13 protein-coding genes and 2 tRNA genes are annotated in these 13,418 nt (G+C 67.6%); 3 read left to right on the top strand and 12 right to left on the bottom strand.

Annotated features, from left to right (window positions below; all coding sequences use genetic code 11):
• Positions 1–21: 21 nt before the first annotated feature.
• A complete protein-coding gene (locus EV216_RS01325) occupies positions 22–609 on the top strand; it encodes a glutathione S-transferase family protein (RefSeq protein WP_132693256.1) in 588 nt (195 codons plus the stop codon).
• Here EV216_RS01325 and EV216_RS01320 read toward each other — a convergent pair.
• From EV216_RS01320 to EV216_RS01300, 5 genes are read right to left on the bottom strand one after another with little or no spacing between them, the layout of a single operon-like run.
• The gene (locus EV216_RS01320) at positions 588–1,784 is read right to left on the bottom strand and encodes a TIGR03862 family flavoprotein (protein ID WP_132693255.1); all 1,197 of its coding nucleotides are present in this window, start codon (positions 1,782–1,784) and stop codon (positions 588–590) included. The genes EV216_RS01325 and EV216_RS01320 overlap by 22 nt on opposite strands.
• Before the next feature lie 49 nt (positions 1,785–1,833).
• A complete protein-coding gene (locus EV216_RS01315; protein ID WP_132693254.1) occupies positions 1,834–3,288 on the bottom strand; it encodes an ArnT family glycosyltransferase in 1,455 nt (484 codons plus the stop codon).
• On the bottom strand, positions 3,266–3,574 hold the full coding sequence (locus EV216_RS01310; protein WP_132693253.1) for a lipid-A-disaccharide synthase N-terminal domain-containing protein: 309 nt from the start codon (positions 3,572–3,574) through the stop codon (positions 3,266–3,268). The genes EV216_RS01315 and EV216_RS01310 overlap by 23 nt, the downstream gene beginning before the upstream one ends.
• Complete coding sequence (locus EV216_RS01305; RefSeq protein WP_132693252.1) at positions 3,564–4,298, bottom strand: glycosyltransferase family 2 protein; 735 nt, start codon at positions 4,296–4,298, stop codon at positions 3,564–3,566. The genes EV216_RS01310 and EV216_RS01305 overlap by 11 nt, the downstream gene beginning before the upstream one ends.
• 47 nt (positions 4,299–4,345) lie before the next feature.
• Positions 4,346–5,422, bottom strand: coding sequence for a LacI family DNA-binding transcriptional regulator (locus EV216_RS01300; RefSeq protein ID WP_243641928.1), 1,077 nt, complete (start codon positions 5,420–5,422; stop codon positions 4,346–4,348).
• 113 nt (positions 5,423–5,535) lie between these two features.
• On the opposite strand from EV216_RS01300, the gene EV216_RS01295 reads away from it, so the two are divergent.
• Together EV216_RS01295 and EV216_RS01290 are read left to right on the top strand one after the other, a co-directional pair.
• A tRNA-Arg gene (locus EV216_RS01295) sits at positions 5,536–5,612 on the top strand.
• 155 nt (positions 5,613–5,767) lie between these two features.
• On the top strand, positions 5,768–6,511 hold the full coding sequence (locus tag EV216_RS01290) for a hypothetical protein (RefSeq protein ID WP_243641927.1): 744 nt from the start codon (positions 5,768–5,770) through the stop codon (positions 6,509–6,511).
• A 607-nt stretch (positions 6,512–7,118) separates the two neighbouring features.
• Here the strand turns inward: EV216_RS01290 and EV216_RS01285 are convergent.
• The 7 genes from EV216_RS01285 to EV216_RS01260 form a co-directional block, all read right to left on the bottom strand.
• Positions 7,119–7,952 (bottom strand): hypothetical protein, encoded by an 834-nt coding sequence (locus tag EV216_RS01285; protein ID WP_132693251.1) that lies wholly within the window; start codon positions 7,950–7,952, stop codon positions 7,119–7,121.
• A 77-nt stretch (positions 7,953–8,029) separates the two neighbouring features.
• A tRNA-Leu gene (locus EV216_RS01280) sits at positions 8,030–8,116 on the bottom strand.
• A gap of 509 nt (positions 8,117–8,625) precedes the next feature.
• The gene (locus EV216_RS18115) at positions 8,626–8,790 is read right to left on the bottom strand and encodes a hypothetical protein (protein ID WP_165899109.1); all 165 of its coding nucleotides are present in this window, start codon (positions 8,788–8,790) and stop codon (positions 8,626–8,628) included.
• Between the two features lie 22 nt (positions 8,791–8,812).
• The gene (locus EV216_RS01275; protein WP_132693250.1) at positions 8,813–10,168 is read right to left on the bottom strand and encodes an amidase; all 1,356 of its coding nucleotides are present in this window, start codon (positions 10,166–10,168) and stop codon (positions 8,813–8,815) included.
• Positions 10,161–11,576 (bottom strand): TRAP transporter large permease, encoded by a 1,416-nt coding sequence (locus EV216_RS01270; protein ID WP_132693249.1) that lies wholly within the window; start codon positions 11,574–11,576, stop codon positions 10,161–10,163. Before EV216_RS01270 ends, EV216_RS01275 begins: the two co-directional genes overlap by 8 nt.
• Complete coding sequence (locus EV216_RS01265) at positions 11,573–12,157, bottom strand: TRAP transporter small permease subunit (RefSeq protein WP_132693248.1); 585 nt, start codon at positions 12,155–12,157, stop codon at positions 11,573–11,575. Before EV216_RS01265 ends, EV216_RS01270 begins: the two co-directional genes overlap by 4 nt.
• Before the next feature lie 73 nt (positions 12,158–12,230).
• Positions 12,231–13,361 carry a TRAP transporter substrate-binding protein gene (locus tag EV216_RS01260; RefSeq protein WP_132693247.1) on the bottom strand — a complete coding sequence of 377 codons (1,131 nt, stop codon included), beginning with the start codon at positions 13,359–13,361 and terminating at the stop codon, positions 12,231–12,233.
• Positions 13,362–13,418 lie beyond the last annotated feature (57 nt).

Below are 13,418 nucleotides of genomic sequence, written 5' to 3'. Positions count from 1 at the left end.
GGGCAAGGACGGGGGACGGCAATGTATCGTGTGATCGGCAGCGGCAACAGCCGCGCGCGACGGGTGCTGTGGATTCTGGAGGAGTTGGGCCTGCCCTACGAGCATGTGCCCGCCCTGCCCCGTTCGGACGATGTGATCGCGCTGAACCCTGCGGGCAAGGTACCGGTCCTGATCGCCGACAACGTGCCGATCACCGATTCGACCGCGATCTTGACTTTCCTGGCCGACCGGCACGGCCATCTGACCCATCCCGCGGGCACGATCGACCGCGCCCGGCAGGACAGCCTGACCCAGTTCCTGCTGGACGAGTTCGATTCGGCGCTGTGGATGGCGGCGCGGCACAGTTTCGTTCTGCCCGAGGCGCTGCGCCAGTCGGCGATCAAGGACAGCCTGAAATGGGAATTCGGCCGCAGCCAGCGGGTGCTGATGCAGCGGATGGGCGACGGGCCGTTCCTGATGGGCGAGGTGATGACCGTGCCGGACATCATCCTGACCCATTGCGGCGACTGGGCCAGCGCCGCGTGCTTTCCGATCACCGAACCCGGTCTTGAGGATTATCTGGCCCGGATGCGGACGCGGCCAGCCTATCAGCGCGCGCAGGCTGTCTGAAGCCGCCGCGCCGCCGCCTGCCCGACCCAGCGCCCGGTGGCCAGACAGGCGGTCAGCAGATAGCCGCCGGTCGGCGCCTCCCAGTCCAGCATCTCGCCTGCAAGGAAGGTGCCGGGGCGGGTGCGCAGCATAAGGCTCTCGTCCAGCGCCGCCCAGCGCACGCCGCCCGCGGTCGAGATTGCCTCGTCGATGGGCCGCGGGCCTGCATGGCGGATCGGCAGGGCCTTGACCAGCCCGGCCAGCGCCGCCCCGTCAGGCAGCGGGCGGCCGAACTCCATCAGCAGCGCCAGCCGCGCCGGATCAAGCCCAAGCGCCTTGCGCAGATGGTTGCCAAGGCTTGCCTTGCCGCGCGGGCGGGCAAGCCGCTCGGCCACCCGCCCGGGCGTCCAGTCTGGCAACAGGTCGGCGACCAGCGGCGCGCCCTCGCGCAGCGGGCGGGACAGGGCATAGATCCCGCTGCCTTCGAGCCCGCGGGCCGAGATCACGAATTCGCCCCGCTGCCACGGCCCGGTGCCCGCGCGCAGCGCCGCGCCCTTGACCGGCTGGCCGAACTGGCGGGCCATCGGCGCGGACCAGTCCACCCGCAACCCGACATTCGCGGGCGCAAAGGGCGCAAGCGGCACGCCCGCGGCCGAAAGCGGCCCCGCCCAGGCGCCATCAGAGCCTAGCTTTGCCCAACTCGCGCCCCCCAGCGCCAGGATCGTGACCCCGGCCAGCACCGCGCGCGGGCCTTCGGGCGTGTCGAACGTGACCGCCGCGCCGTCCCAGCCCGTCCAGCGCCAGCGCGGGCGCAGCGTCACGCCAAACCCGTCAAGCCGCCGAAGCCATGCACGCAGCAGCGGCGAGGCTTTCATCGCCTTCGGGAAAACCCGTCCTGTGCTGCCGGTGAAGACCGGCTGACCCAGCCCCTCGGCCCAGGCGCAGACATCCGCGGGGCCGAACACCGCGATCATCGGGCCAAGCGGCCCGGCCGCATCGGCATAAGCCGCAAGGAAGCTCGCCAACGGCTCGGCCCGGGTCAGGTTCAGCCCCGACTTGCCCGCCATCAGGAACTTGCGCGCGGGCGCGGCCTTGGCCTCGGCGATCACCGCGGGGATGCCCGCCGCGCCCAGCGCCTCGGCCGCCATCAGCCCCGCAGGCCCCGCCCCGATCACCAGCGCCCCGATCCGCTCCATCACGCCGCCGCCCTCTTGCCGGACATGCGGGATGCACGGCCCCCGGCCGTCATTCGCCCGACGACCAGCAATCCGCGGGAACGACGAAGAGCGAAACCCGCTTGCCCCGCCAGGCCCCCATCTCGGGTGCGATCACACGGATCGGTTCCGCCCCCATGATGCAGGCGGGTGCCCCCCCTCCGGTCGCGAACAGGACCTCGCCCGCCAGCCCCTCGGGCAACGGATGCCTCAGCGCGTAGTGATGCGGCGCCCGGCCCGAGGGCGGGACCGCATGCAGGGCAAGCCCGCTGTCGCGCGCCGAGTAGAACAGGTCGGCCAGAAGGCTGCGGTTCTCGGACACGACGACGCCCAGCCCGGCCTCGCGCGCGCCGCTCACGATCTCGGCCGACATCTCGTCAAGGCCGAGATACCGTTCCAGCAGCGGCTTGCCCCCGGGCGCGGCCTGTTCGGCAAGGACCCCCAGAACCGGCAGCGCCAGCGCCACCGTGCCGTTCACCGCGAACGAGGCCGCGCGCCAGCGCGGGGAAAGCCAGGGCAGGACGGCCAGCGTCCCCGCCAGATAGGCCGCCGCCGCCCAGTTCGCATAGGCCCCCGACAACAGCGCCTGCCCCGACACGATCACCAGCGGCGGCAGCGCAAAGACCAGCAACAGCCGCCGCGCGCCATCGCCCGCGCCCCGGCGCAGGACAAGCCAGACCAGCGCGCCGAACAGCACCGGGCCGAAGACCGCGAACTGGCTGGCCAGGAACTCGGCCAGTCCGGCAAGGTTCAACCCCGCCCGGCTGCCCGGGTCGCGCACCCAATCGGCATTGTCCAGCGTGTGCTGGACCGTGGTCAGCCCGTTCACCAGGTTCCAGACCACGTTCGGCGCAATGGTCAGCGCGAACAGCCCCAGCGCCGTCAGCCCGTCGCGCAGCGTGGGTCGGGCTCTGCGGAAGATCAGCGCCGCCAGAATGGCCGAAATCAGGTAATAGATCGCGGCGTATTTCGACAGGAAGGCCAGCCCCAGCGCCACGCCCGCAACCACGGCCCAGACCCGCCCGCCGCCCCGCAGCAGCCGGAGCCAGCCGCCCAGCGCCAGCGCGAGGAAGGGAAACATGATCGTGTCGGTCGAGATCAGGATCGACCCCACCGTCACCATCGGCAGCGTGACATAGCCCAGCGCGACCCATAATGCCGCCCGTGCCCCCCAAAGCCCGGCGGCGATCCAGCCCAGGATCAGGGCGGTGACCCCGTGGAACAGCGGCGCAGGCAGGCGCACCCAGAACGGCGCGTCGCTGCCCGCCAGCTCGGTTGCCGTCCGGATCACCCAGCCCACCATCGGCGGCTTGGAATAATAGCCCAGCGCCAGTTCCCGGCCCCAGAGCCAGTATTGCGCCTCGTCCACGAACAGGTCCATGCGGTTGAACCACAACAGCGCCACCCGCGCCGCCGTCACGGCAAGGACGGCCGCGGCTGCCGGGATCAGCCAGCCCCGGGGCTCAGGCGTTGCGGCGGTTTGCATGGATCAACCACAGGTTCCGGGAATAGATGATGATGCCCATGGACTGGCCCAGGATGAAGACCGGATCCCTGCGATAGACCGCATAGGCAAACAGGATCGCCCCGCCCGCCAGCGAGAAATACCAGAAGGCCAGCGGCACCACCGAATTCCGGGCGCGTTCTGATGCAATCCACTGCACCAGGAAGCGGGCCGTGAACATCAACTGCCCACCCAGCCCGATGACGACCCACCAGAATTCGGTCCAGCTTTTCACCGCCAGCACGGTGAACAGCGTCTCAATCGACATCTCCGGTTTCCTCGCTGGCGCGCGCCTTCTTGCGCCGTTTGATCAGCCAGGCGACCCCGACCAGATCGTGCAGGCCGACCAGCGCGCGTTGCAGGTTGTTGTAGTTCGACCGCCCGGCATGACGTTCGCGATGGCTGACATCGACCAGCGCCACCTCCCAGCCGTCGCGCCGGAACAGAGCGGGCAGATAGCGGTGCATGTGGTCGAAATAGGGCAGCGCCAGAAAGGCATCGCGCCGGAAGCCCTTGAGACCGCAGCCGGTATCGCGGGTGCCGTCGCGCAGAATCCGCGCCCGCAACGCGTTCGCCAGCCGCGAGGCCCAGCGCTTCGACGCCGTATCCTGCCGCCCGACCCGCTGGCCTGCCACAAGCCCCAAATGCCCTGTCGCGTCGGCCATGAACGGCCCCCATAGTTTGGGCAGGTCGGCGGGCGGGTTCTGGCCGTCGCCGTCCAGCGTGCAGATGATGGGCGCCCGGGCCGCCAGAACGCCGCTATGAACCGCAGCGCTTTGCCCGGCCGAGGCGGCATGGCGCACCAGCCTCAGCGCGGGATCGGTCGCCATCCGGTCACGCACACGGCCCGCGGTGTCATCGGTCGAGCCGTCATCGACCACGATCACCTCATGGCTGTCCAGCGCGGCGCAGGCCTGCGCGATCTCGTCCAGCAGGAACGCCACGTTCTCGGATTCGTTCTTCATCGGGATCACGATCGAGACGGCGGGCATGGGGGCCTCATCGGGGGCCGCCGCGGCAGGGCAGGCGATTGCGCGGGTTAAACATGATCGGGGAGGTCTTGTCCACCAGGGCCGGGCGGTGCCATGCGCAGCGTGTCGCCGGGGTCGATCCGCGGCGTCAGCGCCACACGCTCGCCCGCACCGGACAGCCCCCGCGCCACGCAATCTGCGATGATCCGCGCCGCACGCCGCCCGATCTCGCGGCGCTGAATATCCATGGTCGCGGGCTTCAGCGGCAACCCGTCCAGCAACTCGATCCCGTTGAACCCGGCAAGGCCCATCCGGCCGGGGATGTCGATGCCGTTTTCCAGGCAGTAAAGCAGGCCGCCTGCCGCAATCATGTCATTGGAGTAATAAAGAAAATCCAGATCCGGATTGCGGCCGAGCAGGGCACGGGTCATCTCGCGCCCGGTGGCCAGCCCCGAGCCGCCCGAATAGAACTCGTGATCGGCCACCTCGATGCCCGCCCGCGCCAGCGCGCCGGTGAACCCCTCGAAGCGTTTGCGCGCGCGGTGGTCCATCGGCATCTTGGTGCCCAGAAAACCGATCCGCCGATAGCCCGCCGCGGCGATGGCGCGTGCCATCTCGGCACCCGCGCGGCGATGCGAGATGCCCACCACGGAATCCACTGGCTCGCCGTCCAGATCCATGATCTCGACCACCGGGATGCCCGCGGCCTTGAGCATCGCGCGCGTCGCCTCGGAATGTTCCAGCCCGGTCACGATCAGCCCCGAGGGCCGCCAGGACAGCATCTCGAACAGCACCTTCTCCTCATGCGGCGGATCATAGCGCGACAGCCCGAACACGGGCTGAAGCGGCGTGTCCTCCAGTACCTCGTTGATGCCGGACAGCACCTCGGGAAAGACCATGTTCGACAGCGAGGGGATGATGACGCCCACAAGGTTCACCCGCTGGCTGGCCAGCCCTCCCGCGATGCGGTTCGGTACATAGCCCAGCCGCTTGGCCGCCTCGAGCACCTTTTCGCGGGTCTTGTCCGACACATCGCCACTGTCGCGCAGAACGCGGCTGACCGTCATCTCGGACACGCCCGACGCCTCGGACACGTCGCGCAGCGTCAACTGCCTCGGTGGGCGGGGCGGATCGGAAAGAGTCACGGGCGATGCGCTCCTGTATCGGCGGGTCGGTCTAGATAAACGCGGCCTGTGCGAAAGTCCAAGTGCATGCAGGCTTGCATGCGCACCGCTTTCCGGTGAGAAAGTCCCCGTGCGGCCCCGTGGCTCAACAGGATAGAGCAATCCCCTCCTAAGGGATAGGTTGCAGGTTCGAGTCCTGCCGGGGTCGCCAAAAAGCCCAGTAAAATATAGCGCTTTGTCAGCAACTTGTGGAAGTGGCTGCAGAAACCCCCGTTTGACTTCCCGGCAGGTTGAGCGCTGCAGACGGGATTTCTGTACAAAACCTGTACAAGTTGCGGGCCGCTTCCGCCCCTCGGAGGTCCTGCAATGAGTTGGCGCGTCGCAAACGAATGCGCCGACCGCATCTTCGGCAGCGCGGCCCGCAAGCAGATCATCATGTTCCTGGCCGACAAGGCGAGCGACGACGGCTCGGGCATCTGGAGCTCCAAGGGTACCATCCAGCGCCACACCGAACTGGGCGAAAGCACCGTCAAGCGCACCATCACCGACTTCCTGCGCGAGGGTATCCTGATCGAGACCGGGCGCCGCCCCTGCAAGAACGGATTCACCGTCATCTACCGGATCGTGCTCGACCGGGTAATGGCCTTGGAAAGCTCCGCCGAACCTGACGAAGGGACGGGGTCCACTGTGGACCCCGTCCAGCGTGACCCCGGTAGGGGGTCCAGGGTGGACGGGGTACCGGGTCCAGGGTGGACCCCAAACCACCCTGAAACCATCCTTAAACCACCTACGCGCAAGCGCGCGGAGGCGGCGGTGGATGAAAGGGTTGAAAGGATCTGGGCCGCCTACCCCAAGGACAGGCAGCGCGGGAAGGTGGCGAGCCTGAAGGCAATTGCCGAAGCGCTGGCCGAGGGAATCGACCCGGACGACCTGCTGCGCGCCGTGCAAGCCTACGCGACCGAGAGCGCGGGCTTCACTAGGTCGAAGGTATGCTTCTCGGACAACTGGTTCGCCGCGCGCCGATGGCAGCGGTTCCTCGAGGCGATGGCCGAAGAACGGCAGGCGCGGACGGTTTTGGCCGCCGATCACCACGCCCGGCTGGCGGCCTAGATCCGAGACCGAAGCCCGATGTGCAAGCACATCACCGCGCCGCAGGTGACGGCGCTGCTGGCGGCGGGGCTTGTGACAGATGGTCAGCTGCGCGCGGCGGGGTTGGCGGCATGAGTGGGGTGATTTCCGCAAAATGCGCCCCGCATCGCGACCCCTGCATCGCGCTTGCCGTGCCGTGCGCCGTGTCCCACGTCCCCTGCGCCGCGCTTTTCGCATCGCGCATCGCGTCCTTTGCGCCGCGTTTCCTGCACCGTGCAGCGCGCATCGCGTTTCCCGCATCGCGCCGTCTGCACCCCACCCCGCCCAGCAAACCCACCGAAACGGACTCCAAGCCCCTGACCCACCTCCGCTGACGCTGGGAGGCGGGGGGCTTGGAGGAAGTTGGCAAGAAATAGGAACGTAAACTTCACATGCGCCACCACCGCAAACTGACCGACGACGAACGCCGCCAGGTCCTCGAGGCCCGCGCCGAGGGCGGCCCTGCTGGCCCACCGCTTCGGCGTCTCGCCTAGGGCGATCTACAACACGCTGAGACGGGCCGACGGCGCGCGCCCGGGCCCACAACGACGATCAGCACCCGCCTGAGCGCGCGCCAGCTGGCGGGGTTTCAGGCCGCACTGGCACGCCGCGGCATCACCGACCAACCCGCCGCCCTGCGCCGACTGATGGGGGCGGCCGACATCCTGCTGCGCCCGGCAGACCCGGTGATGCTCGACCATCTGCAAGCCTGGGGCGCGCAGGTCGCGACCGACGGCGCCGCGATCAACCACATCGCCCGAAAGCTGAACGAGGCCAAGCTACGCGGCCGCCCGCTGCCCTTCGCGCCCAGCTTCTCGCGCGAGAGCATGTGATCGCGGACCTTGCGGGCATGCTCGCGGGTCAGGTCGGACAGCGCCGTGGTGGCAGGCAGCCCCGCCTCGGAGGCGAGCATCACGCGCTCAAGTCGGACCATCGCGGCGCGATGCTCTGCCCCCATGCCACCCCCGAGCTTCTCCGCGACATAGACATTGCGGGCATCTTCGAGGGTCAGCGCGGGCGGGGACCGGCGGGGGTCCATGAGGGCTTGCACCAACAGCGGGTCGGGCCGACCGAGGGAGACCAGCGACTCGGCCACCATCTCCCGCGCCTCGTCGTGATCGTCGTCTCCGAGACCCACGACACCGACGGCCAGTTCATCGGCTTCCCTGACAGCGGCCTCCCATGCAGCCCGAGGGGTCAGCTTCTGCTTGGGGGCCTTCGCCGCCAAGACCTCGCGCTCGAACTCCGCCTCGACGCGGCCATACTGGCGCAGGAGGTCAGCATCAGACCGGGCCTTGATGACCCGTTTCCACTCGCTCTTGCCGATCTTGGTCTTGACCGCCTCGGGAACCCGCCGCCGGTATTCCCACCGCCCCTGACCAAGCTCGCTCAGACCCCGCAGTTTCATCGTCACAATGCCCAATGTGGACCTCCCGTGGACCCGAGGAGGCAGCTATCGGCCTGTTTGCCTTGAGAAATAGGGGGATGACAAGGGTGTAGTGGTGCCCAGGAGAGGACTCGAACCTCCACGACCGTTAAGTCACTGGTACCTGAAACCAGCGCGTCTACCAATTCCGCCACCTGGGCAGGTGTCGTGAGGCGCTCACTTACAGAGGGCGACGGGCAGTGTCAACGGCGATTCGTGCGGGTTTGTGCCATGGCTTGGCCCCTGCAGATGTAACCGCCACCGAGGGTTTGGATTTGCCAGGCGGGACCGCGAAGGACCCACAGGGAGGACGCTCACATCGGAGCTTGTCATCATCGCACTGCCACCACGCCCCATGATCACACATGACGCGGTTCGACCACCCTGATCGCCGAGTTCCACTTGAAGTCGGGCAGGATCATCGGCGACTGCATGCCGCACTACGAACACGGGAGGTTCAGGCCGTCCTTCGCCGGATCGACCACGCTGTCCGTAAGCCGCGCGACTCCATCTGATGCCCGTCGGCCACCCCTCTCCTAGCGGGTCCCCAATGGGGCCAGGAAGGCGATAGGCGACACAGGGTCGCCCGTTGCAGTGGGCGGAACTGCAAACCCAGCGAAAAACCACTCTGCCGCGTTTCCGTGTCGGCGCCCGACATGCTCCCGCCGACTCAGCCCTTTGGCTTGCCGCCCGAGGCGATGAAATCCCAGGCCACCAGAACCACGGTCAGCCCGATCACCAAGCCAAGATCAAGCCGCGGCACCCCCATCGCGAGGATCCCCACAAACCCCAGGAAGACGGCAAAGGCGAAAAGCGCAATCAGGCGGTCGATCATGGCCGGTCCTTTCCGTCATCTGTCATTGCGCGGCCCAGTCGCAGAGCCATTGCGCGGTTCGCAACAGCCGCGCGTCATTGCCGGTCTGGCCGACAAGTTGCACGCCCATCGGCAACCCGTTTCCGGCGGTCATCAGCGGCACCGTGACCGCGGGCGTGCCGCACAGCGTCCAGAGCCCGTTGAAGATCGCGCTGCCGGTCGAGCCCAGCCCCTCGGGCGCGGGGCCGGGGGCGGCGGGACAGAGGATAGCATCGCAACGCTCGAATATCTCGTCCAGCGCGGCGTTCAGCACCGGTTTCCAGTCGAGCGCGGCCAGATAGTCGCGCGCGGGGATGGCGTTGCCCTCGTCCAGCGCGGCGCGGGTTTCGTCCGACAAGAGCGCGGGATCGCGGCCGTAGCGGTGATAGTAGCGCGCCATCTCGGCGAAATTGATGCGCCGCCGCTCTGGCTCGGCCTGGGCAAAGGCGGGCGGCAGATCGACCTCGAAGACCTGATCGCCAAGCGCCTGAACCAGTTCGGCAAGACCCGCCTGCATCTCGGGATGGGCGTCGTCCCAGCCGGGCGGGCGGACAAAGGCGAAGACCGGCCTGACCGGCGGGGCGGCGCGCGCGACCTCGAACAGGCGGGGATGCGGGCCGGGCGCGGTGGCCGGGTCGGCGGCGTCATGGCCGAACAGCGCCTCGGCCAGCAGCGCGGCACCCAGCGGATCGGCGGCAAAGACGCCCAGCGTGTCCAGGCTGGGCGATTGCATCAGCACGCCGCGCCGCGGGATCGCGCCGAAGCTGGGCTTGAACCCCGTCACCCCGCAGAAGGAGGCGGGCCGGATCACCGAGCCGCCGGTCTGCGTGCCCACCGCCAGCGGCACCATGCCCGCCGCCACCGCCGCGGCCGACCCCGAGGAGGATCCGCCGGGGGTGTGGGCCGGGTTGTGCGGATTGCGCGTCTTGCCCGGATGCAGGAAGGCCAGTTCGGTCGTCACCGTCTTGCCCATCACGATGGCGCCCGCCGCGCGCAGCCGTTCCACCAGACAGGCATCGCGCTGCGGCACCCGGCCCTCGTCCAGCGCGGCGCCGTTCAGGGTGGGGATTTTCGCGGTGTCGATGACATCCTTCAGCCCCACCGGCAGCCCGTGCAGCGGCCCGATGGCGCGGCCGCTTTCGCGGTGGCGGTCCAGCGCCTCGGCCTGCGCGATGGCGTGATCGCCGTCGAGCCAGGCCCAGGCCTGCACCTCGGGTTCGGTCGCGGCGATGCGGGCAAGGCTGGCCTCGACCAGATCGGTGGCGCGGAACTCGCCCGCGGCCAGCTTGTCGCGGATCGCCACCGCGCCCAGCGACAGGGCGGCGGCGGCGGACCGGGCGCGCGGGTTTGCCTTATCCATAGAACAGCCTCGGCAGGTAGTAGACGATATCGGGATAGGCATACATCAGCGCCATCGCCATGAAGACGCAGAGCAGGAACGGCATCACCCCGCGGAAGATCGCCGTAAGCTGCACCGAGGGCGGCGCGATGCCCTTGAGGTAATAGGCCGACATCGCCATCGGTGGTGTCAGGAAGCTGGTCTGAAGGTTCAGCGCCACCAGCACGCCGAAGAACAGCGGGTCGATGTCGAAGAATTTCAGCAGCGGCAGGAAGATCGGCACGAAGATGATGATGATCTCGGACCATTCCAGCGGCCAGCCCAGCAGGAAGATGATGAGCTGCGCAAGGATCAGGAATTGCAGCGGCGTCAGGTTCAGGCTCTGCACGAATTCCGAGATCACATGCTCGCCCCCGAGATAGGAGAACACCGCCGAGAAGGTGTAGGAGCCGACGAACAGCCAGCACACCATCGCCGTGGTGCGCACCGTCAGGTAGACGCTTTCGCGCAGCCGCTTGTGGTTCATCGACCGATACAGCACCGCCAGCAGCATCCCCCCCAGCGCGCCGATGGCCGCCGCCTCGGTCGGGGTGGCAAGGCCGAACAGGATCGAGCCCAGCACCGAGGCGATCAGGAAGGCCAGCGGCAGGAACGAGGTGGCCAGCATCCACGCCAGCTTGACGAAGGGCACGCGCGGCACCTCGTCCTCGGTGGGGCGCGGCGCGACCGAGGGTTGCAGGATCGCACGGCCCATGACGTAGATCAGGTAAAGCCCGACCAGCGTCAGCCCGGGCAGCAGCGCGGCGGCATAAAGCCGGACGATGGATACGCCCGAGGCCGCGGCATAGACGATCAGCATGATCGAGGGCGGGATCAGGATGCCCAGCGTGCCGCCCGCGCAGATGATGCCGCTGGCAAAGGACGGGCTGTAGCGCGCCTTGAGCATGGCGGGCAGCGCCAGCAGCCCCATCAGCGTCACCACCGCGCCGACGATGCCGGTTGCCGTGGCGAACAGCGCGCAGGTGATCAGCGCCGCGACCCCCATCGAGCCGGGCACGTTGCGCGCGGCGATGTTCAGCGTGCCGAACAGCCGGTCCACGATATTCGCGCGCTCGACGATATAGCCCATGAACAGGAACAGCGGCACCGCGGTCAGCACCTCGTTCGACATGACCGTATAGGTCTGGTTCACGAACAGGTCGAAGATGCGGTTGTTGAACAGCCCCTGTATCCAGGCGGTCCAGCTGTCCCACATGTCGGCATCCTCGCCGAGCCGGTTGAAGGTCCGCCACATCCGGCCCGCGTCGAAATAGGCGTAGTAGCCAAAGCCGATGCCCATGGCCATCAGCGTGAAGGCGATCGGGAAACCCAGGAAAACGAAGACGATGAACAGCCCCAGCATCATCAGGGCGATTTGCGGGTCCGTCATATGTGGTGATCCCTTTCGGCCTTGTCGACTTCGCGCATCAGCACGTCCTCGGTCTCGAACACGTCCTCGTCGGCGGCCAGCCATTCATTGGTGCGGATCGCCAGGATGCAGCGGCAGACCTGCGCGATGCCTTGCACGAACAGCAACAGCCCCGCCGCGACGATCACCGACTTGAACTGATAGATCGGAATCCCCGCGGGGCTGTTGATCGAAACCTCGGTATAGCTCCAGGATCGCGCGGCGTATTTCCAGCCCGCGAAGATCAGCGCCAGCACGCCGGGAAAGAAGAACAGGATGTAAAGCGCCAGATCGACCTTGGCCTGCGTCTTGGGTTGCCAGAGCCGGTACAGGAAATCGCCCCGCACATGCCCGCCCCGCGACAGCGTGTAGGCGCCGCCCATCATGAACAGCGTGCCATACATGATGAAGGACACGTCCAGCGCCCAGGGCGTGGGACTGTTCAGGACGTAGCGCACGAAGACCTCGTAGCCCGTGCCCACGGCCATCAGGATGATCAGCCAGGCGAATGCCTTGCCGAACCAGGCCGACAGGCTGTCGGCGAAACGGATGAATCCGACCACGACCATTCCCCCTTGTCGCGCGACGAACCCCGGCGGCCGCGGCCGCCGGGGTCTTTGAGGTCTTGCCGATAGGTCAGAGGTTCAGGCGGCCCGGGAAGAAATGCTCGTAGGCGAGCGTCAGATCGGGCGCGTTCATCAGTTCGAAATAGGCGACCTTTTCCACCCAGGCGCGCTGGCTGTCCATGATCCGCTTGTTCAGATCGTCCTTTTCCAGATCGGCGATGATCTGGTCCCAGGCTTCCAGCTGCGCCGCCAGGATCTCCTTCGAGGTGCGGTGCACGGTGACGCCGAACTCTTCGCGGATGCGTTCCAGGTCGTTGGAGTATTCGCGCAGCGACAGCGCGGTGTTCGAGGTCGATGCCGCCTCGACCCCGTATTTCAGGATCGCCTGCAGATCCTCGTCCAGATCGTCGAAGAAGTCCTTGTTGAACACGAACTCGAAGGATTCGGACGCCTGGTGATAGGACGACAGGTAATAGTTCTTGGCCACGTCCGGCGCGCCGAAGCGCAAATCCGACGACGGGTTGTTGAACTCGAAGGCGTCGATCACGCCGCGTTCCATCGCCGGGACGATCTCGCCGCCCGGAAGCTGCGCAACGCTCATCCCCATCGCCTGCAGCAGGTCGGCCGCCAGCCCCACGGTGCGATACTTGAAGCCCTGCAGGTCGGCCGGGGCGTTCACCTCGCCCTTGAACCAGCCGAAGGGCTGGGCGGGCATCGGGAAGCCCATGAAGCCATAGACGTTCAGCCGCAGCACGTCCTGCGTCAGCTCGCGGTAAAGTTCCGCGCCGCCACCCTGGTAGAACCAGCCCAGCATCGTGTTGGCATTGCCGCCAAAGACCGGGCCGGTGCCGAAGAACGACGCCGCCTTGTGCTTGCCGTACCAGTAGACGGGCACCGTATGCGTGGCGTCGATCACGCCGTCATGCACTGCATCCATCACCTGGAATGCGCCGACGACCGCACCCGCGGGCAGCAGGTCGACCCGCAGGCGGCCGCCCGACATCTCCTCGACCCGGGTGACGTATTCGCGGGCGAAATCCATCCAGATGTCGGAGGCGGGCCAAGAGGTCTGCATCTTGACCACCAGCGGCGACTGGGCCAGCACGGCGGGCGCTGCCAGCGCGGTTCCGGCGGCGGCCCCGCCCATCAGCGCCGACTTCTTCAGGAACGAGCGGCGGTCGAGCGATTTCTGTTCGGACATGTCTTTCCTCCCAAGCCCCCTTCAGGGGCGTTTGTTGTTCCCGCGGATGCGGGAAAT

The organism is Rhodovulum steppense (assembly GCF_004339675.1).
Classification (GTDB): domain Bacteria; phylum Pseudomonadota; class Alphaproteobacteria; order Rhodobacterales; family Rhodobacteraceae; genus Rhodovulum; species Rhodovulum steppense.
Note: the sequence above shows the minus strand (reverse complement) of the source record. Positions and strands in the feature narration are given on the sequence as shown.

Excerpts from the sequence above, each read along its gene's own strand:
- EV216_RS01305 (WP_132693252.1), bottom strand. The coding sequence starts at position 4,298 with ATGCCCGCCGTCTCGATCGTGATCCCGATGAAGAACGAATCCGAGAAC.
- EV216_RS01315 (WP_132693254.1), bottom strand. The coding sequence starts at position 3,288 with ATGCAAACCGCCGCAACGCCTGAGCCCCGGGGCTGGCTGATCCCGGCA.
- EV216_RS01260 (WP_132693247.1), bottom strand. The coding sequence starts at position 13,361 with ATGTCCGAACAGAAATCGCTCGACCGCCGCTCGTTCCTGAAGAAGTCG.
- EV216_RS01275 (WP_132693250.1), bottom strand. The coding sequence starts at position 10,168 with ATGGATAAGGCAAACCCGCGCGCCCGGTCCGCCGCCGCCGCCCTGTCG.
- EV216_RS01270 (WP_132693249.1), bottom strand. The coding sequence starts at position 11,576 with ATGACGGACCCGCAAATCGCCCTGATGATGCTGGGGCTGTTCATCGTC.
- EV216_RS01290 (WP_243641927.1), top strand. The coding sequence starts at position 5,768 with ATGAGTTGGCGCGTCGCAAACGAATGCGCCGACCGCATCTTCGGCAGC.
- EV216_RS18115 (WP_165899109.1), bottom strand. The coding sequence starts at position 8,790 with ATGATCGACCGCCTGATTGCGCTTTTCGCCTTTGCCGTCTTCCTGGGG.
- EV216_RS01320 (WP_132693255.1), bottom strand. The coding sequence starts at position 1,784 with ATGGAGCGGATCGGGGCGCTGGTGATCGGGGCGGGGCCTGCGGGGCTG.
- EV216_RS01325 (WP_132693256.1), top strand. The coding sequence starts at position 22 with ATGTATCGTGTGATCGGCAGCGGCAACAGCCGCGCGCGACGGGTGCTG.
- EV216_RS01310 (WP_132693253.1), bottom strand. The coding sequence starts at position 3,574 with ATGTCGATTGAGACGCTGTTCACCGTGCTGGCGGTGAAAAGCTGGACC.